The organism is Pseudoalteromonas sp. CuT4-3 (assembly GCF_035666335.1).
Lineage (GTDB): Bacteria > Pseudomonadota > Gammaproteobacteria > Enterobacterales > Alteromonadaceae > Pseudoalteromonas > Pseudoalteromonas atlantica.
Genome location: NZ_CP142031.1, coordinates 595183 through 612795, shown reverse-complemented (window position 1 = coordinate 612795; position 17613 = coordinate 595183). Strand labels below are relative to the sequence as shown.

At 40.9% G+C, this 17613-nt stretch carries 16 protein-coding genes and 2 pseudogenes; 7 read left to right on the top strand and 11 right to left on the bottom strand.

Annotated elements, in window-relative coordinates:
* Positions 1–101: 101 nt before the first annotated feature.
* The 3 genes and pseudogenes from VOI46_RS19630 to VOI46_RS19620 all read right to left on the bottom strand — a co-directional run.
* Entirely contained in the window at positions 102–560 is a 459-nt protein-coding gene (locus VOI46_RS19630) for a thioredoxin family protein (RefSeq protein WP_004586979.1), read from the bottom strand.
* Between the two features lie 71 nt (positions 561–631).
* The gene (locus VOI46_RS19625) at positions 632–2599 is read right to left on the bottom strand and encodes a hypothetical protein (protein WP_004586978.1); all 1968 of its coding nucleotides are present in this window, start codon (positions 2597–2599) and stop codon (positions 632–634) included.
* Between the two features lie 136 nt (positions 2600–2735).
* A pseudogene (locus tag VOI46_RS19620) lies at positions 2736–3026 on the bottom strand (LysR family transcriptional regulator); the annotation flags it as partial.
* A gap of 239 nt (positions 3027–3265) precedes the next feature.
* Here VOI46_RS19620 and VOI46_RS19615 point away from each other — a divergent pair.
* From VOI46_RS19615 to VOI46_RS19605, 3 genes are all read left to right on the top strand, one after another.
* On the top strand, positions 3266–3760 hold the full coding sequence (locus VOI46_RS19615) for a lamin tail domain-containing protein (RefSeq protein WP_004586976.1): 495 nt from the start codon (positions 3266–3268) through the stop codon (positions 3758–3760).
* 203 nt (positions 3761–3963) lie between these two features.
* The gene (locus VOI46_RS19610; RefSeq protein WP_004586974.1) at positions 3964–4551 is read left to right on the top strand and encodes a DUF4956 domain-containing protein; all 588 of its coding nucleotides are present in this window, start codon (positions 3964–3966) and stop codon (positions 4549–4551) included.
* A 1-nt stretch (position 4552) separates the two neighbouring features.
* Positions 4553–5644: a porin gene (locus VOI46_RS19605; RefSeq protein WP_282337821.1), complete on the top strand. Its 1092-nt coding sequence runs from the start codon at positions 4553–4555 to the stop codon at positions 5642–5644.
* A 393-nt stretch (positions 5645–6037) separates the two neighbouring features.
* Here VOI46_RS19605 and VOI46_RS19600 read toward each other — a convergent pair.
* From VOI46_RS19600 to VOI46_RS19580, 5 genes and pseudogenes are all read right to left on the bottom strand, one after another.
* Positions 6038–6918: pseudogene (locus tag VOI46_RS19600) on the bottom strand (NAD(P)-dependent oxidoreductase).
* Positions 6919–7062: 144 nt separating this feature from the next.
* A complete protein-coding gene (locus VOI46_RS19595; RefSeq protein WP_004586968.1) occupies positions 7063–7410 on the bottom strand; it encodes a DUF3024 domain-containing protein in 348 nt (115 codons plus the stop codon).
* A gap of 135 nt (positions 7411–7545) precedes the next feature.
* Complete coding sequence (locus VOI46_RS19590; protein ID WP_141152196.1) at positions 7546–7965, bottom strand: DUF4262 domain-containing protein; 420 nt, start codon at positions 7963–7965, stop codon at positions 7546–7548.
* A gap of 342 nt (positions 7966–8307) precedes the next feature.
* Entirely contained in the window at positions 8308–9339 is a 1032-nt protein-coding gene (locus VOI46_RS19585; RefSeq protein WP_282337822.1) for a transposase, read from the bottom strand.
* Complete coding sequence (locus VOI46_RS19580) at positions 9336–10169, bottom strand: tyrosine-type recombinase/integrase (RefSeq protein ID WP_282337823.1); 834 nt, start codon at positions 10167–10169, stop codon at positions 9336–9338. Before VOI46_RS19580 ends, VOI46_RS19585 begins: the two co-directional genes overlap by 4 nt.
* A 768-nt stretch (positions 10170–10937) precedes the next feature.
* On the opposite strand from VOI46_RS19580, the gene VOI46_RS19575 reads away from it, so the two are divergent.
* Positions 10938–11423 (top strand): hypothetical protein, encoded by a 486-nt coding sequence (locus VOI46_RS19575; RefSeq protein WP_024032946.1) that lies wholly within the window; start codon positions 10938–10940, stop codon positions 11421–11423.
* A 27-nt stretch (positions 11424–11450) separates the two neighbouring features.
* Here VOI46_RS19575 and VOI46_RS19570 read toward each other — a convergent pair whose 3' ends face one another.
* Positions 11451–12656 carry an anhydro-N-acetylmuramic acid kinase gene (locus VOI46_RS19570; RefSeq protein WP_282337824.1) on the bottom strand — a complete coding sequence of 402 codons (1206 nt, stop codon included), beginning with the start codon at positions 12654–12656 and terminating at the stop codon, positions 11451–11453.
* 147 nt (positions 12657–12803) lie between these two features.
* On the opposite strand from VOI46_RS19570, the gene VOI46_RS19565 reads away from it, so the two are divergent.
* From VOI46_RS19565 to VOI46_RS19555, 3 genes are all read left to right on the top strand, one after another.
* The gene (locus tag VOI46_RS19565; RefSeq protein ID WP_282337825.1) at positions 12804–13292 is read left to right on the top strand and encodes a GNAT family protein; all 489 of its coding nucleotides are present in this window, start codon (positions 12804–12806) and stop codon (positions 13290–13292) included.
* Between the two features lie 177 nt (positions 13293–13469).
* Positions 13470–14498, top strand: a complete 1029-nt coding sequence (locus VOI46_RS19560; protein ID WP_121638253.1) for an NADP-dependent oxidoreductase — start codon at positions 13470–13472, stop codon at positions 14496–14498.
* 48 nt (positions 14499–14546) lie between these two features.
* Entirely contained in the window at positions 14547–15164 is a 618-nt protein-coding gene (locus VOI46_RS19555) for a glutathione S-transferase (RefSeq protein ID WP_282337827.1), read from the top strand.
* 65 nt (positions 15165–15229) lie between these two features.
* Here VOI46_RS19555 and VOI46_RS19550 read toward each other — a convergent pair whose 3' ends face one another.
* Together VOI46_RS19550 and VOI46_RS19545 are read right to left on the bottom strand one after the other, a co-directional pair.
* Positions 15230–15538: a YkgJ family cysteine cluster protein gene (locus VOI46_RS19550; RefSeq protein ID WP_004586962.1), complete on the bottom strand. Its 309-nt coding sequence runs from the start codon at positions 15536–15538 to the stop codon at positions 15230–15232.
* Between the two features lie 45 nt (positions 15539–15583).
* A complete protein-coding gene (locus tag VOI46_RS19545) occupies positions 15584–17512 on the bottom strand; it encodes a RecQ family ATP-dependent DNA helicase (protein ID WP_282337830.1) in 1929 nt (642 codons plus the stop codon).
* Positions 17513–17613 lie beyond the last annotated feature (101 nt).

The window sequence follows — 17613 nt, the reverse complement described above, 5'->3', positions numbered from 1 at the left end:
ACTTCACACATTATAATTTTAAGAAATCACTCATAGCAGTTCATCAGCTACCCATAAATCTATTAGCTAAATCCGTAAGCTCTTATACCCCCAAGCTGAATTCACAAACCCTGCGTTAAATCTTGTGCCAGTGTGCCCGTTGGTTTTTCAATTACGCGTACTAACTCTTTACCATCGTCTTTTACTATAAACGTTGGCGTGTATTGCAAGTCGTGCGCTAGTGCTATTCCAGCGTCGTCTTGCTTGTTGTAACCCACGGCCACATATTTAACGCTTGCAAGTTTTACCTTAGACGCATCAAGTAACTTAATAAGCTTTGGGACTTCGCGTTGGCTGTCGTGACACCAAGTGCCAAATAATACAACTAATGCCTTGCCTTCTAGCTTTTGCATTAAGGCTATATCTTGCTCGGTTGGCGTAAATGCGTTGTACTGCTTATTAAACTTATCGTAATCGCTTAATAGTACATCAGTTGTAATACCCCCCGCAAATGGTGCGTCAGCAGCACAGCTTAATAACGGCATGCTTAAAGCACACAATAAAATTAATTGTTTAAACATGAGGTTACTCTTAATTTAGGTATTAAACGACTATACCTAATATTAAGCGTGGAGTGAACAGCTCTCAGGCGTTACTTTTTATCCATAAAAAAGTTTACTTGCGATAAGTTAGTTAAATATTCTCGCCTTACGCCTTTATTCTCGGCTAACTTATCTAAGTCACCAATTAAGGTAACAAGCTTAGTGTGTGAGTGACGGTTTGTTTCTATAAAATCATCTTGCTTGTCATCACTATTATCACGCTCTTTTTTATGCATTGAGTAGCTGTTTTCGTTTTCTTCAAGCCAAATATCGTCAATTAAGCGAATGTCACTTTTACTAACGGTTTGCTCTTGCATCGCCATTTGCAGCTCGTATTGGTTAGTTTGCGGGTTAAACGCATACATTTTTGCATCAACATCCACTTCGTGAGACTGATCAAGCCCCACTAGCTCTTTATTTTTAACCGCAGTCCCTACGTTATAACTCTCTTCTTTGTTGTAGTAATCAGGGCGACTGTATTGATAATCAAAATGGCTACTTACATTTTTACTTTGCGTTACACCGCTAAGATCCCCTAATTGGGTTCGATCAGTCGCTTGGCTTAGCTCAATGGTACTTTTAGGCTGATAATCGCCGTTATCCAGCGCATAAGAAAATGTAGCATCAAAATCAGCGAGCTTAGAAATCCCCGCGCCTAAGGTATTTGGCGCTTTATCGCCAAGGCCTTGGTAACGAGGATCATTTGTGATCATATTATCGACTAAGTCGGCCACTATAGCGCGCCCGTTATTAAATTGCTGACTGGCAAGCGACTCTAATTTGCTATAACGCTCAGCCGCTGATGACATGCTCGTAAATGCACTTTTAAATAATGCAAACCCTTGCTGCATTACCTCGTCGTCTTTGCGCCCATATGCCGACTCTTTATCGTCCTGGGTGCTGTTTACTCGGCTATCTTCTAGGCTTTGATCGAGCGACGCTAAATACTGCTGCATTTGCTGTTTGTCTTTAGCGCCAATGGTTGACATATCGAGTGCAAAATCAATGTCGTTTTGCCCACCTACAGCTTTAAACACGAGTGCTTGCTGGTTTGATGCTTCATCAATGGAGTAACTTAAATCAAGCGTGTTCTCTTTCGAATCAAGATCTTTATTTTGCGTTGTTGAAAACGACACATCAAAGCCTGTTAGCTGCTCACTATTAAACCCTGCTAAAAAATCTAAACTCATGTCTGCTTGGTTTGGCACTATAAGAGGATTAAATGAGTTTTCACTCACTTTAAAAAATTCATCGGCCATTTCGCCAACACCACTGAGCACCTGCGTAAGTGCTTTATGCTCAGCCTCAGATAAATCGCCATTAACTTCGTAACTTAAGCTAAAGCCATCAACGGCTTCGCCTGTTTCTTCGTCATAACCTTGTGACGAGTTGAAGGTAATGTTTATAACATCACCTTCTTTAGTTTTTACCGAGAGCTCAAACAGGTAGTTATCGTCATCCTCGTATTTTGCGCGATTGAGGCTTTCGATGTAGGGATTAAGTGAGCGCTCAACACGTTGCTGACTTGAGGCTAAAAAGGTTTTTTGCTCATGCCCAAGTTGCCCCAAGCTCGATAAAATATCGCTGGTATTAGCATAGGCACCCTGAATATTTTTAACGGATGTATTTAATCGCTCAATTAATTGGGTACTATTTTCGTTTTTTAATAACCCCTCATGCTGAGAGCTTATTACGGTGCGCAGGGCGAGTTCTTCACCGGAGAGTTTATAGTTAAGAGTGCTAGGCGTACTTGAAATAGTAAATAGCGAAGTAAGTTGCTGTTGTAAAATATCCCCTACTTTTTGATTGCTAGCTAGTGCTTCGTCAATAGTGTGGTTATTTAGCTGGCTTAATAATTCATCGGATGTTTTGGGGGCGTTAGTTTGTAAATCATTAATAGCTTGAAGGTCGCTACCGGTCAGTAGCGAAGGACTCACAGAGGTTTGGTTAGCGTTATTAACTGATTGGGCAAGTAAAGTGCTTAAATTAGACTGGCTGCCAAGTGCATTATAAACCATGATTATCCTTAATCTCTAGACCCTATTAAGTAATGTATCGGGCGCTTAGTTAAAAGCTTTAGCTTAAGGAGATATTTTTTACCTATTATTTATACAAACAACCCACCTAGCTCTTAAGCGCTATTCTGCTCGCTTATTACTCTTCATTTGTTTCTTTTATTTTTTGTACTAAAAAGTCGACCGCCGCTTTTACCTTTGGCACTAAAGAGCGCTGTTTTTTATACAACAAATAAACCGCCATATTGGTGTTTTGCGTTATCGCTAACTCATACTCAAAATTAGACTTCTGAAGCTCATCCGTTTCATGCTCTGATTTTAGCCCCCTTCGAGTCGACATTAAAACTCCTTCACCGTTGCAGGTTTTTTTAGCAAGCCAAAGTCCATTATTTGAAATAGCGATAGCAGGTGCTGATACGTTGAGCCATTGTTCACCTATTTATCACAACCACCACGAATAATGATATCGACATCGTCACGCCCATTGACGCTGTTTGATAACTTTAAACTAAGCGTGTTTTTAACGCGCTCTACAAAGCTCCTCACACTAGTTATTAAAATCCAGTCATAAAACCATCATAAAAATGTAACTTACTGAATGTTTACACATTGTTTGCACCTTCTATTTTTATAGTTTGCCCACTTTAATAAAATAATAAGCGTGCATACATGAATATAAAACCTTTTATATTTTATTCAGTTATCGCCTCTACTACATTTTTATATGGCTGTGGCGGTACTGAGCAAACAACCGATAGCAGCACAGAGCAAACTGACTCATCATCAACAACCACCTCAACGGGCTTAGTTATTAACGAAATTGTCGCAAGCCCAAGCGATACCACCTACGATTGGATTGAGCTATACGCCACTGAAGATATAGCCGACTTATCGGTATTTTCACTTGTTGATGATAACGCCGACAGAGAGCCTCAAGCTTTGCCTGCAGTATCGCTTTCCCAAGGTGAGTTTATTGTTATTCAAGCCATTGATGAAACCGACACCCCGCCCGCTAGCGGCTGTTACGTAACCTTTAAATTAGGTAGCGACGATGCGGTTACATTATACGAGGACGGCACTGCGGTGTCTGTACTTGATTGGGAAGAAGGTGAAGCCGCTGAAGGCTTTAGTTACGGCTCCGGGCTTTTTTATTGCCGAGCTTAAGCAAAGTAAAAAAACAAAACGCTCGCCATTTTATAAACTTATGAGCAAACACCACATATTCCCTGCCTCGTTTAGTAAATACTGCATTGGCTGTGCTTTGCTCTACCCCGAGCGATTAAAAGTAAACCGCTTTAAACCTGTTTTAGCCCGTTTAAAACACCTTAACCGCACTAACCCGCTTTTACCTTTAGAGAATAATTAAAATGACCAAATTAGATCTTATTTTTCTTTCCCGCTTTTTAGTAAACATCCTATCGCTGGCTGTACTTTGCTATGGCTGTTACTTTCGCATAAGTAAAAATGCAGTGGTGGCAGGCTCGTTTATTTTATTTGGGGTAGGCGTTTTTATTATTACCTTTTTGCTGCACGGCGTTGATATGTCGATGGAATTTGCATTTGGCCTATTTGCCGTATTTACCATGCTCAGGTACCGCACTGAGTCTATTTCGATTAAAGAAATGACCTACTTATTCCTTGTTACTGCCATTGCTTTACTGACCTCTGTAGGGCAAATGAGTTTAATTGAGCTAAGCATTCTTAACGGTATTATTTGCTTAATTGCCTTTTTGATTGACTCAAGCGTATTTGTAAAACGCTACGAAGTACAAAGCGTTTGCTACGAGCGCATAGAAAACATAACCCCGCAAAACCAAGCCACATTGATCAGCGATTTAAAACAGCGCACAGGGCTAAACGTCGTTGCCATTGATATAGAACACATCGACTTTTTAAGAGACGTAGCGCAACTAAAAGTAAGTTACTTAGCCGAAAAACAAACAAAGGCAGCCTAACATGATCTCTAAACAAACGATTACCTATGCGGCACTTTCAGCTCTTTGCCTTGTTAGTAACGCAACCTTTGCCAAAATTAACGACGACATAGATTTAAGCGGCTATATCATGCTCGACTACAACAAGTTTGATACCTCATTGTTAGAGGGGCAATACGACAGCAACAGCTCAGAAAGTACCTCAGAAATACGCCCCGCACGCCTAAGTTTTAAATCAGACATAAGCAAAGATTGGAAAAGTAAATTTCAGCTTGGCTTTGCCGATGGCGAAACCGAAATAAAAGACGCCTACCTAGAATACTCTGGCTGGAAATATGCCGATGTAACCATAGGCCAACAAAAAGAAGGTTTTGGCCTAGAAAAACTAACCAGCTCGCGTAAATTACTAATGCTCGAACGCAGCATGATAAGCGAAGCATTTTCACCAGGGCGCAGCTTAGGTATTAGCCTTTCCGGCGACATAGCCTCAGTAAATTGGCAGTTAGGTTATTACGAGCCCGATGAAGACGAAGCAACGTCGGCTATTACAGGGCGCGTAGCTTGGGTGCCGTGGCAGCAAGATACCAACCTTTTACACCTAGGCATCGCCTTTAGTGAGAGGCAGTACGACGGTAACGAATTTAGAGTGAATGAACCTCTTGAAGTTTATACCGCCGACTCATTAATAGAAGGCGATAAAATTAATGCAGATAGCCTCTCGCAACAAGGCGTAGAGCTACTATGGCTTAAAGATAGATTTACCATGATGGCCGAGTGGCAACAAGCACAAGTAACCAGTATTGAAAATACAACCAATGATTACGAAGGCGGCTATTTGCAATTTGGTTATCAGCTATCGGGCGGATACCGTAAGTATAAAAACGCAAAACTAGGCGCAAGCTCAGAGCCAGGCTGGGAAATTACAGGCCGCTACAGCCTACTTAAGCTCAAGCAAGAAAACCAAGACGCAAAAACCTACACCCTTGGTGTTAACTACACCGTAAACAAGAATATAAAGTTTATGGCCGACTACATTAAAGCCGACTACTTTGAAGCAGGCGGTACTATCACATCGGGCAATGCAATCTCATTAAGGCTGCAGTATTCGTTTTAATGCGCTTTGCATGTTAAGCCGGTTAGCCTAAAACTATAAAGCCCTGTGTTAAACGTAACGTTTAACACAGGGCTTTTTAATTGAGCTGTTATAAACTCTCTAAAGGTTACTTATCAGGCTTGTACTTATTCCACTAATTACAGTAAGGGATTTAAGTTTACCTGTTCACTAATTAATATCGTTCAATAAAAATGAACACCAGCATTTAGTGAACAAAAGATGGACAAGGGCTAATACAGGCAGCTATCGAAAAACTAAACTTGCAAACGAGTTTAGGCACAAAGTATGAAACTTTTAAAAAAGAGTGTACTGAGGGCGAACTCGCTTTGCCTAATGTTAAAAGCAATGCATAGTAAAAACGCTGCCCATGCCGAATCACTCTTAACTGCTTTGTTAGCTGCGTTTCAAAATTGGCAATACTTCAGGTATTTCAGTATCTAGCATTTCCAAAACGCTTTTAAAACCATGTATAGGTGAGCACCCTAATTTGTCACATGCAGATGATGAATCATATACGCGATCTAAGCTTTGAGGTAGTTGCCAATCTCTTTGTTTAAATGCTAGCGCGATGTCAGGACATTGACGCTCGATGACAGATGCAGCATCATTATATAGAGCTTCACAATCAGAAAGTTGAAAGGTGTAGCGCCTGAGATTATAAAACGATTAAAACCACTTAAGCGTTTTTCCACAGAACATAAATGAGCGTTTGCTACATCACGAGCATCTATGCCACGAGTAAGGCGAAATACTGCCATTAAATCCGCAGGTTCAGGAAAACATCTCGACATTTGCAGCACAGTAACTGGAAGCTGAAACAACTTTGAAATTTCTTCTAGCTTAGCTTCAGCCGCAATTTTACTTTTATGATAAATCGACTTGGGTTGAGGTGTGACGTCTTCATTTATCCAACCAGCAATACCTTTAGGTGTTGAAGCATAGCCGTACAATGCAGTAGTGCTGGTAAAAATAAAGTGCTTAATACCTGCTTTTAATCCAGCCAGAGCGAGTTTCTCGGTCGCGTCTACGTTGATAGACTGAAACTCTGAATCAGGTACTAAACCAACATGTGGAGCGTGAAGAGCCGCTGTATGAATGATGACATCAACATTTTTAAGAGCCCGATCAATCAGATCACTATCAAGAATATCACCAATGTAATCGGCTGTTGAGCAAGGCGTTTTATCAATGCCGACCACGTCATGGGTGCGCATTAATTTAATATAGATTGCACGCCCGACTCTACCGGCAGAGCCTGTTACTAAAATTCTCATCAAAACACCTTACTAATGATTGACCTCAAAGCAGCTAACTTTTAAATAAGGGGCGCAGGCATGTGGGCCATAATGGCAAAGCTGCCCCGCGTGTATGCGTCCCAGCCCGCGCAGCGGGCGAACTTGATTTTTTTGTTATGTGACTTACCCAAAAAAACAAGCGTATTCATCATGATCTATAACGGCAAAGACTTGCTCAATAGTTTTTACATACATATTTGGCTCATAGCCGTGCCATTTTAGATCTTGTCGCATCCAGAAAATTTTCCATTTACCTTGAGCGAGGATAAAAGTTGCTTTAGCCATGTCCAGGTCATGATATTCATTTGGGCTGTTCCAAACAGGACGCGTTTCATATATATAAACTGATTGCTTCTCCAGCCGCCAACCAATGTCTAACTCATTTCTAATATGCACTGGTGGCCTACGCTTATTTAAAAAAGCGTTGGCAGCTTTTTCTATCTTCTTTATTTCGAATTCACTTAAGGCCATAAAAGTTTAATTTTCCACCTGTCACATAACTTTTAAATAAGGGGCGCAGGCATGTGGGGCATAATGGCGAAGCCGCCCCGCATGTATGCGTCCCAGCGAACGAAGTGAGTGACTTAATTTTTTTGTTATACGCAATCACGATAATACCTCTTGAGCTGTGTTACTTTCTTCTTGAAATTTACCTTCTTTATCAGGCCAAATACATTGAAGAGCGTCAAACTTTTCAATGCTATAAATACTAACAGCCGCCCTTAAGTATTCCTCTTTGTTGAGTTCGCTAATTTTACTAAATTTGACCGGATAGCCTTTTATAACTTCTTCACTTAATTGGTTATTGGTAAATCGTTGACCGTTCTTGATTAACTGTCCAATATCGTTGATAAGTGAGTGCATCAATGAGGTATCCAACCCAGACATGATGATTTCAGGATGATCAAGCGTTTCAGTAAAACCTATTGAATATGAAAAGCTCGGAGCATCCTTGCTAAAAACAGAAAGAACATGCCAACCATGTTTCTTAATGTCATCTTCTACTTTTTCCATTACATCCGACATATTCACAGATTCCTAGTTTGCGTATAACATTTTAGTATTTATGCGACACGCTGTTTGTGTTGCATAATCGCTTGTTGGACTGAGCCGCTACCTGCTCGGTGTGTCAGAGTTGGTGTTGTTTATGCTATGGGAATTTGCTTTTTGGAGGCTCTCACTTTCCTAGCTGATTTAATCAGCTTAGCTAGTGTTATGTAAGCTTTCCCTGCATTGCTCAGCGCTTATTATATATTCATTACACCTAAATTTGCCTTAATAAGCAATTATATTTTTTACACGTACAGAGGCCGCTAGCCTGAGCAGTTAAGCAGGTTAACTAATTGATTTTAAGCAGCTACCTAGCTGCTAACTCGTTCGCTCTACTTTGGTCGTTGTTTCATATAACTTGAATACGCCAATTAATCGCAAGATACCTGCCTTACAATGCTGGCAAGGCCAATGCGGTATCAGTGTTACGTTTTCTGTCTTTAGCTTCTCCACTTTACCTATGTGTGATTCTTGTGACCTTATTAATGCTAACTTTCGCTTGCGACATGCATTAGCTAAAAAACCATAGTGACGAATGCGCATAAACCCTTTCGGCAATACATGTTGTAAGTAACGCCGTAAAAATTCATCACAGCTCAGTGTCATTACTTTATCGCGGTTCTTATCTGCATAATCTCGGTATTTAAAACTCACAGTTTGTTTATTTGCTCTCACTAAACGTGATTCTGACATTACGCCTTTTCGGGTATAGCGAGCAAGGTAGCTAACTAAATTTTCACTGTACGTTAAACAGGCTTTGCTATAAACACACCATTTGGTTGGCATGTTTATCTTCGTAAATGAACTATCGCATTCATTTAACGCCGCCAGCATTTTACCTCTAAAGACTGTTGATAACGCTTTTACGGGGTATAAATAGCCTTTTTCTATTTCATGCCAATGCGATTTTTTTAGCGCTCCTGCGGGTATCAAACAATGCAAGTGGATATGCTGACTTAAGTTCTGTCCCCATGTATGCAGTACGCTTGTCATTCCTAATTGGCCATCCCTCTTTCGTTTCGCAAATTTGCTCAGCGTTTGCCATGCGGCTTTAAATAAACTTTGGTACAACGCACTTGGGTTATAGTGAGCAATGATATTCAACTCATGAGGGAGCGTAAAAACAAGGTGGAAATACCGACATGGTAATAAATCCTCTTGCTGTTTTTGCACCCACTTAGCCGTGGCCATGCCTTGGCAACGTGGACAATGTCGGTCTCGACAACTACATCCAATCTTTTGTAACTCACCACAGCTATCACATTGCCATGCTTGATAGCTCATCGTATGATGTTGCCGATAATTCTCAAGGTTTGAGTTTAAAATATCAGCGAGGTGCAAAGCGTTCATGGTTTTACCCAACTTGCGAGTAAATCAACACCGCCATGCCCCAATTCAGGCAACCAATGTAAGTAGCTTTGCGTGGTTTTAATGTCACTGTGTCCAAGTTGCTGTTGAAGTTGATGCAGTGGCATCCCTGATTCAAGTTGATGTGTTGCATAAGCATGGCGAAGTGCATGTGGATTACAGTGCTTTAAGCCACACGCTTGTCCGTGCTTTCTCAATGGCTTCCTGAAGGTCGATGCTGACATAGGTTTATCCATTAACAATCGCGAGTAAAACATCCAACCCGTTGGGTGGTACATTTTCCAGTAACTGCGTAATTGGTTTAGTACGCTATCTGAAACTACAACATAACGCGATTTATCTCCTTTACCTTGTTCAATTAAAATGGTTTTACGCTGGCCATCGATGTCTTGCACTTTAATACGTAACAACTCGCCAATACGTAAACCACACCCGTAACACACCACTATTAACGTTTTTAAGCGCATATCCGTGCAACTTTTTATCAGCCGCCGCATATCATCACGTGATAAATAGGTGGGTGCGCGTGACTTCGCTTTTGGCAATGCGATATCTAAGTTAAGTGGCCGATGTAAAATATTCTTAAACAAGAACCAAATACTGTTTATCTGTATTTTTTGGCTTGCTCTAGACAGTTTACGAATAGCGGGATCGTTAAAAAAGGCGTTAAGTTCCTCATCAGTAATCGAATCGAGCGGTTTATTAAAATAATGACTGAGTTTGAGTAAATGTTCAGAGTAGCTTTTACATGTACTTTGCGAATAACCACGATAGGCTATTTCAGTTTTGACTTGTTCAATGAGTGTATTCATGACTTACCTCCAAGTTATGGGATAACCCCAAGGTAAGTGTGGCTCAAATGATAAGAATAGGATCTCCGCGTAGCGGCTTAGTTCAACAATTTAATAGTGCGCTCGTCGCGCATATTTCTACCGACTTAGCGCTCATTTATCTACTTTATATAGTTTTAACAAATTACCTAAGGTATTACTATCACTAAGTTTTCTAAAGTTTTTAGGTAAACTTAAATAATCCAATTTGCGCGCAGCGCTCATTTTCATGAATATATGCGCAAAGTGCAGTTTAACCAATCAATTAACGACGATATTTAGCCAATCTCAATGACCTGTTATCGCTCATAAAGGCCTTACTACATTTTTAGCATAAGATAGCTTGGCTTGTGCGGGCACTCTTTTAATACGGGCTACAACATTCAACCGCAATGCATACCGTATTAAATCAAAAAAGATAAGTATGAAATTTTAATTTGGAATCTCTATTTAATGCTTTGATTAGGTAAAGCCTAAAAACCAAATTCTATTCCCTATGAAGAAAACCCTATGAGAAAAACTCAAATAAGGAACAACAACACCATCGCTACAAGCCTTGCCACATAAGGCTCTTTATTCTAGATGTGTGACAAACTATTCCAAAGTTGAATGAGAAAGAACATATAGCGATCTTTTTTGATCAAAATACAGCGATTATCCGATTAAGTGCAATTTGTCATAAAACTGCAATCAAAATAGGTGATAATTTAAACTCGAACTGTATTTTTTATAATCTAGAAGTTGAAGTAAATGAGCACACCAATGACGCAACTCACATTTGCGTTACAATCGTTTGAAGATCCTCTCTCTGCGGCTATGGGCCACACAATGGAATACGAGCAGTTAACCTTGCAAGCCAGTGCTATGCATGAAATAACGCTGCAATGCGTATTGCCTGACGACGCCCACGAAAACGATATTATTTCGCTGAGCGCAACGTATCCCAGTGCCCGTGATGCGCAATACTTTACTGAAAAAGTACTCACTAACGCCGACTTAGAGCGTGGTTATGTGTATTTAACATTAAGTAAAATTACCCAAAGCCACTGCTTAGTAATGCAATTGATGCTGCATGGCTTAAATGCCACTTTAAAAAATAGTTTACAGTTTGATATGCAAGTAAATGCGTTTGAGGCTGGTTATAAAAATCAGCAAGCCCTTAAAAGCCAAACTAAGCCACACGGCGTTAAAAAATACTTTCGGAATATGAGCTCAAGTTTATTTTCGTTTTTTTAATCTGTTGGTATACACACTCATAAAACCTTAATCAGCAAAACTCACTTTACCCATAGTAACCCCAGCAATACCCTGCGCAGTATTATTTAGGTGCTGCTGCTCACCTGCTAGGCATTCGTTGGCTAAAATGGCAAATAGTACGGCTTCTTTGGCATCGGGGTTTATGCCTAAATCATCAGTATTTTTAAACGCTTTAATAGTCGGGCACAGCGCATTAAGGTGCGCCATTAATAATGGGTTATGAATACCGCCACCACTTGCGTACACCACACACTCTTTAGCACTTTGCGCGCATTCGTTTAACGCATTTGCAATTACCCTCGCGCTAAACATATTTAAAGTTGCCATTACATCTTCATGGCTTAAGTGCTGTGTATTTGTTTGCTGTTGAGCAGCATATAAATAGCCTAAATTGAATACCTCAGGCCCCGTTGTTTTAGGCAGCGCAAGCTCAAAAAAAGTGTTGCTACACATTGCATTTAATAAGGCTATATTTACCTTGCCCGCTTTTGCTATTTTTGCGCCATCATCAAAGTGCATGCCTTTAAAATTCTGCTGTACGTACGCATCCATAATGGTGTTACCAGGGCCTATGTCGCTACTAAATACGCTATTTGCATCACCGCTTTTAGGTAAAAACGTTAAATTAGCAATACCACCCATGTTTAATAAAATGCGGTTCTCAGTGGGGTTTGCAAAAAATAAGTAATCGCCATATACCGCAAGCGGTGCACCTTCCCCTCCTGCGGCTATGTGTTTTTGCCTAAAGTCGCCAATCGTTGTAATACCGGTAGTAACGGCTATTTGGTCGCTGTCGCCAATTTGTAGTGTGCCATTAGTAAAGCTTTTATGATTATGCTGCGACTGTGGGCAGTGGTAAATTGTTTGGCCGTGACTGGCTATTACATCAATACTTGCTGGATTTACCTGCCAAGTATGTAAGCACTGATTAACCATATCGCCATGGAGTTTACCCACCCATGGATGCAGTAAGGTAACAAGTTCTAAATCACACTCTCGTTTGGCAAATACCTGCTTTATTTTACTTTTATACTCGTTGTTATAGTCAACGGTGGTAAAGTTCAGCACTTCAATTTGCGTATTTATACCTGCGCCCGTTACCTTACACAGTGCTACATCTAGCCCATCTAACGAGGTACCACTCATTAAACCTATAATTAAACGGCTTGGTTTTTGGGCACTATTATAAAGGGCAGCTATGTGTGGGTGCATAAAGGTATCTTAAACAGGTATCATATTTTGCTTATATTAGAGTACTTTAAAACAAAGTTATAGGCGTAAACGGTTAATCTTTGTGATTGTGCAATCTCTAATTGCTTGCTAAGTTGACCCGTATGCAACAGACACTTAATTAAAACAATGATCACCCTAAGAGACTTTAAACCAAAGGACGCGCCGCAAATTATTAATACTTTAAACGATGAACAGGTTACGCGCTTTTTATCGTCTAAAATTCCATTTCCGTATACTCAAGCCGACGCCGACTGGTGGATAAACCAAGGCTCTAAAAGTGGAATAGTTAAGGCCATTGTTGTAGATGAGCAATTTGCGGGGTGTATTGGTATCACCCCCGGAGAATTTGAATATAGCCGCAGTGGCGAAATAGGCTATTGGCTTAATAGCCACTTTTGGGGGCAAGGAGTAATGACTCATGCTATTTTGCAAATTTGCGATAACGCATTTAAAAGCTCAAACCTAAACCGTATTTTTGGCGCTGTATTTGCTGGCAATACAGGCTCTGTAAAGGCACTCACTAAATGCGGTTTTAAGGCCGAGGCTGTTCTCAAACAGGCCATTTATAAAAATGGTGTGTTTTACGATAGCCATATTTTTAGCAAGCTAAAATAAACCGTTTAGAATAAATACTCTGCAAAGCTTGAATTACCAGCCTCGCGCCCAAAGCTCGTGTATTAAGGTACAAATTTTTATTTTCGTATAACTTAGCGCGCATTATTGTTTAGGCTCAACCTGGTTTTAAACGCGTAAACATTCGCTAAGTAAATTCACTCTTAAGAGGAGATTTTTATGTCTGCAACTAGTCGTCAACTTACTTTAGCATCACGCCCGCACGGTGCCCCTACCGATGAAAACTTTGAACTTAAAACAGTAGATTTACCAGCGCTTAAAGATGGCGAGGTGCTGCTGCGCACTATTTACTTATCACTTGACCCATACATGCGTGGCCGCATGAGCGATGCAAAGTCGTATGCCGATCCGGTTAATGTGGGCGATGTAATGGTAGGCGCTACCGTATGCCAAGTAGAAGAGTCTAAAAACGATAAATACAGCGAAGGCGAATGGGTACTTGCTTACACCGGTTGGCAAGATTACGCCATTACTAACGGCGAAGGTCTTATGCAATTAGGTAAAGAGCCAGAAAATCCATCGTACGCACTCGGTATTATGGGTATGCCTGGCTTTACAGCCTACATGGGCTTACTTGATATTGGCGCACCTAAAGAAGGCGAAACCGTCGTAGTAGCTGCAGCAACAGGGCCGGTTGGCGCAACCGTTGGCCAAATAGCTAAAATTAAAGGCTGTAAAGTGGTAGGCGTTGCTGGTGGCAGCGAAAAATGTACACATGCCGTTGAAAAGCTGGGCTTTGATGCCTGTATTGATCACAAAGCCGATGACTTTGCAGAGCAGCTAGAAAAAGCCTGTGATAACGGCATAGATGTTTATTACGAAAATGTGGGCGGTAAAGTGTTTGATGCCGTATTACCTCTACTTAATACCGCAGCCCGTGTGCCACTGTGTGGTTTAGTGTCGCAATATAATTCTACCAGCCTTCCAGATGGGCCTGATCGTATGGGTATGCTAATGGGGCAACTGCTTACTAAACGTATTAAAATGCAGGGCTTTATAATTTTTGACGACTACGGCCACCGCTACGACGAATTTGCACAAGACATGCAAAAATGGCTACAAGATGGCAAAGTACAATACCGCGAACACATGGTAGAAGGTATTGAAAACACTATTAGCGCATTTAACGATATGCTAAATGGTAAAAACTTTGGTAAAACCGTTGTTAAAATTAACGAGCCACTTTAAATTTTACAAAGCGTTACTGCGCATGCAGTAACGCCAACAAGGACTGACATGATTAAACTACACCATTTAAATAAATCGCGCTCAAAACGTATTATTTGGCTTTTAGAAGAGCTGGATGTTGATTACGAAATTGTTGACTACCAGCGCAACACAGAGACCTTTTTAGCGCCTGACGAACTTAAAAAAGTACACCAATTAGGTAAGTCACCAGTGATTGAAGACGATGGCTTAATTGTTACCGAATCTGGCGCGATCACCGACTATTTAATTACTAAATACGGTAACGGTAAATTTGCACCAAAAGCCGGCACTGCCGAATATGTTGAATATCAACAATGGCTACACTTTGCGGAAAGCTCTGCTATTTTACCGCTGCTACTTAAAATGTTTGTTTTAAAAGATGGCGCTAAAACAGAGTTTTTAGAAAATTACGCCGATGCAGAAACCGTAAAAGTAATTAGCTACTTTAACGACCGACTCCAAGGTAAACGTTATTTAGTAGGCGACACTTTAACCGGTGCCGATATTATGATGTCGTTTATTGTAGAAATAGTTAAAAACTCAGGCCAGCTCGCCCACTTTAAACACCTTGTAAAATACGATGAGCAATTACAAAGCCACGAGAAGTTTCATACAGCTAATGAGCTAGAAGCTAAATACGATTAATTAGTACAAAACACAGATAAACCAAAGGGGCTTTTTAAGCCCCTTTTTTAGTGCATATGTTTTTATTAAATACCCGCTATTTCGCGCTCTGTAATACACTCGTTCGAGGCCATTTCAAACTCGCGGCACGTAAGTGGCCGGTTTTCGTAAATGGTACACATTAGGGTATTGCGGTCGAGTGCTTGGCACCAGCCGTCGTCTGCACGTTTCATTACTTCGCTGCCCCATTTGTCGTAATCAATGTACTGAAAAGGCACGCCCGTGTCGGTCACTATGCGCACTTCTAATTGGCAGCAACATGCCTGGCAATTAGCGCAGGTTACGGGCTCAGGTGTAGAGGAAATAGTTTTACTTGGAATAACAGTATTAGGCATAGTGACTTACTTTTTTTAATAAGCCACTAGGATACAGTAACTAATTTAACGCGCTAGTAGTTTTGCTTTTATATCGCTGTAACGCATCTGCTCACAAAGCGCAAAACCACTCAGTTGGCGCACTTTATTACGTGCAAATAATGGCACGCTCATGCCCGCTAAAAAGCGGCACTGAGTTTCAATACCTACATTGTGAATACCTTTTGTTGCCATGTGCGCTAAAAACTCATCCACTTTTTGATAAACAACGTCATCGGCAATGTGAGCAGGCTCTATTGAATACTCAAGCTTTACAGCATTACCACGGCATACACTACAATGCCCGCATTGCGCTGGCGCATTTTGATCGTCAAAATAGCGCGCCAAGTTATAGCTTAAACAACTTTGTAGTTCAAAAAAGCGCACCAGTGCAGCTATACGTTTAATCTCGGCTTGTTCTTTTTCGATAAAATAACTGTGTAATTGTTTTGCAAGTTCAGGGTTATTTATAACCTCACTATGCACTTTGTAAACTTGGGTAATACGTTTGGTTTCAAGGGTTATTAGGTTTTTTTCGGCTAGGTAGTCAAGCGCGGCCACAACCCGCTTACGGTCAACCTGCGCGGCTTGGGTAAGGGTGTCGAAATTAAGCGTGCCCCATATTTTTTTAAAATCGGTATGGCTAAATATTTGCGTTAAAAAAGCTTGGCGCTGCTCGTCAAACTGGCTAAGTAGTTCGTTTTTATCAACCAAAAACTTGTATTTAAAATCGGCGTAGTAAGCATATTGCGGCGTTATCGCGCCTTGCATTTCTAGTTGTACCAGCAATGTTTTAAGCGCTAATTGGCGAATGTTACTTTCGCTCGATAAGCTGTACTCCTGCATTTCCCATTGCTGCGGCTGCGATTTAATATCGTTAATTACGTATTCAATGCCGCTAAGCTCAGGGGTGTCGCCATATACAAAGTTTTCTACTGTGTTTAGGCCATCTAAATTAGCCAAGGTGTAGCAGTTTGATGGGTTGCCATCGCGCCCTGCGCGGCCAATTTCTTGGCTGTAGTTTTCAATTGATTTTGGTAAATCGTAATGAATAACAAAGCGAATATCTGATTTATCAACACCCATACCAAAGGCTATTGTTGCCACAACAACGTTAATTTTACCCGCCATAAAATCATCTTGAATTTGCCAGCGTAGTGTATCTTCAAGCCCTGCATGATACGCAACCGCCTGAATACCTTGCGCACTTAGCGTATTAGCCACTTGCTCGGCACTTTGCTGAAGCGTTACATACACAATACCTGGGCCATTTTGCGCACGCACTATGTTTGTAAGCTCAGTGTTTTTATCAGCCGTTTTTACACTTAGCACACTTAAATCGAGGTTAGCGCGGTAAAAGCCCGTTTGTACAATGCATTCTGGGGCAATATTAAAACGCTCGCTCATGTCACGTTTTACTTTTTTTGTGGCTGTGGCGGTGAGTAATAGTACCAGTGGAATATTTAGCTCTTCGCGGTATCGCGGTAGTTTAAGGTAGTCGGGTCTAAAGTTATGGCCCCATTCAGATATACAGTGCGCTTCGTCTACCACCAGCATAGAAAGCGCAACTTGGCTTATAAACTCTCTAAAACGCTCGTTTTTAAAACGCTCAACCGACACCATTAATACTTTAATTTTACCATTTCGCACATCGTTCATTACGGTGCTGCTTTGCATTTGATCTTGGCTAGAATCAAGGCTTGCCGCGTAAATACCTTTGCTATTTAAAAAGCTAATTTGATCTTTCATCAATGCAAGTAAGGGCGACACCACCAAGGTTAAGTTTGGTAAATGCATAGCTGTTAGCTGATAACACAACGACTTACCCGAGCCCGTAGGAAATATAGCCAATGAAGACTGCCCATTTAAAAGCTGCTCAATGGTTTGCTGTTGCCCTGCTCTAAATTGGCTAAAACCAAAATGCTGCTCAAGTGATTTAATTAATGGCGTGGTCATAAATATCCTTTTTGGCTAGGGAATAGGCTTTAACAGCAAAAGTGCAACGTAAATGAAATATTTGCATATACCCCAAAGCATCTCAATATAAGAGTGTCTGT

Excerpts from the sequence above, each read along its gene's own strand:
- VOI46_RS19580 (WP_282337823.1), bottom strand. The coding sequence starts at position 10,169 with ATGAATACACTCATTGAACAAGTCAAAACTGAAATAGCCTATCGTGGT.
- VOI46_RS19625 (WP_004586978.1), bottom strand. The coding sequence starts at position 2,599 with ATGGTTTATAATGCACTTGGCAGCCAGTCTAATTTAAGCACTTTACTT.
- VOI46_RS19605 (WP_282337821.1), top strand. The coding sequence starts at position 4,553 with ATGATCTCTAAACAAACGATTACCTATGCGGCACTTTCAGCTCTTTGC.
- VOI46_RS19570 (WP_282337824.1), bottom strand. The coding sequence starts at position 12,656 with ATGCACCCACACATAGCTGCCCTTTATAATAGTGCCCAAAAACCAAGC.
- VOI46_RS19550 (WP_004586962.1), bottom strand. The coding sequence starts at position 15,538 with ATGCCTAATACTGTTATTCCAAGTAAAACTATTTCCTCTACACCTGAG.
- VOI46_RS19630 (WP_004586979.1), bottom strand. The coding sequence starts at position 560 with ATGTTTAAACAATTAATTTTATTGTGTGCTTTAAGCATGCCGTTATTA.
- VOI46_RS19575 (WP_024032946.1), top strand. The coding sequence starts at position 10,938 with ATGAGCACACCAATGACGCAACTCACATTTGCGTTACAATCGTTTGAA.
- VOI46_RS19585 (WP_282337822.1), bottom strand. The coding sequence starts at position 9,339 with ATGAACGCTTTGCACCTCGCTGATATTTTAAACTCAAACCTTGAGAAT.
- VOI46_RS19610 (WP_004586974.1), top strand. The coding sequence starts at position 3,964 with ATGACCAAATTAGATCTTATTTTTCTTTCCCGCTTTTTAGTAAACATC.
- VOI46_RS19590 (WP_141152196.1), bottom strand. The coding sequence starts at position 7,965 with ATGTCGGATGTAATGGAAAAAGTAGAAGATGACATTAAGAAACATGGT.
- VOI46_RS19565 (WP_282337825.1), top strand. The coding sequence starts at position 12,804 with ATGATCACCCTAAGAGACTTTAAACCAAAGGACGCGCCGCAAATTATT.
- VOI46_RS19595 (WP_004586968.1), bottom strand. The coding sequence starts at position 7,410 with ATGGCCTTAAGTGAATTCGAAATAAAGAAGATAGAAAAAGCTGCCAAC.
- VOI46_RS19545 (WP_282337830.1), bottom strand. The coding sequence starts at position 17,512 with ATGACCACGCCATTAATTAAATCACTTGAGCAGCATTTTGGTTTTAGC.
- VOI46_RS19615 (WP_004586976.1), top strand. The coding sequence starts at position 3,266 with ATGAATATAAAACCTTTTATATTTTATTCAGTTATCGCCTCTACTACA.
- VOI46_RS19555 (WP_282337827.1), top strand. The coding sequence starts at position 14,547 with ATGATTAAACTACACCATTTAAATAAATCGCGCTCAAAACGTATTATT.
- VOI46_RS19560 (WP_121638253.1), top strand. The coding sequence starts at position 13,470 with ATGTCTGCAACTAGTCGTCAACTTACTTTAGCATCACGCCCGCACGGT.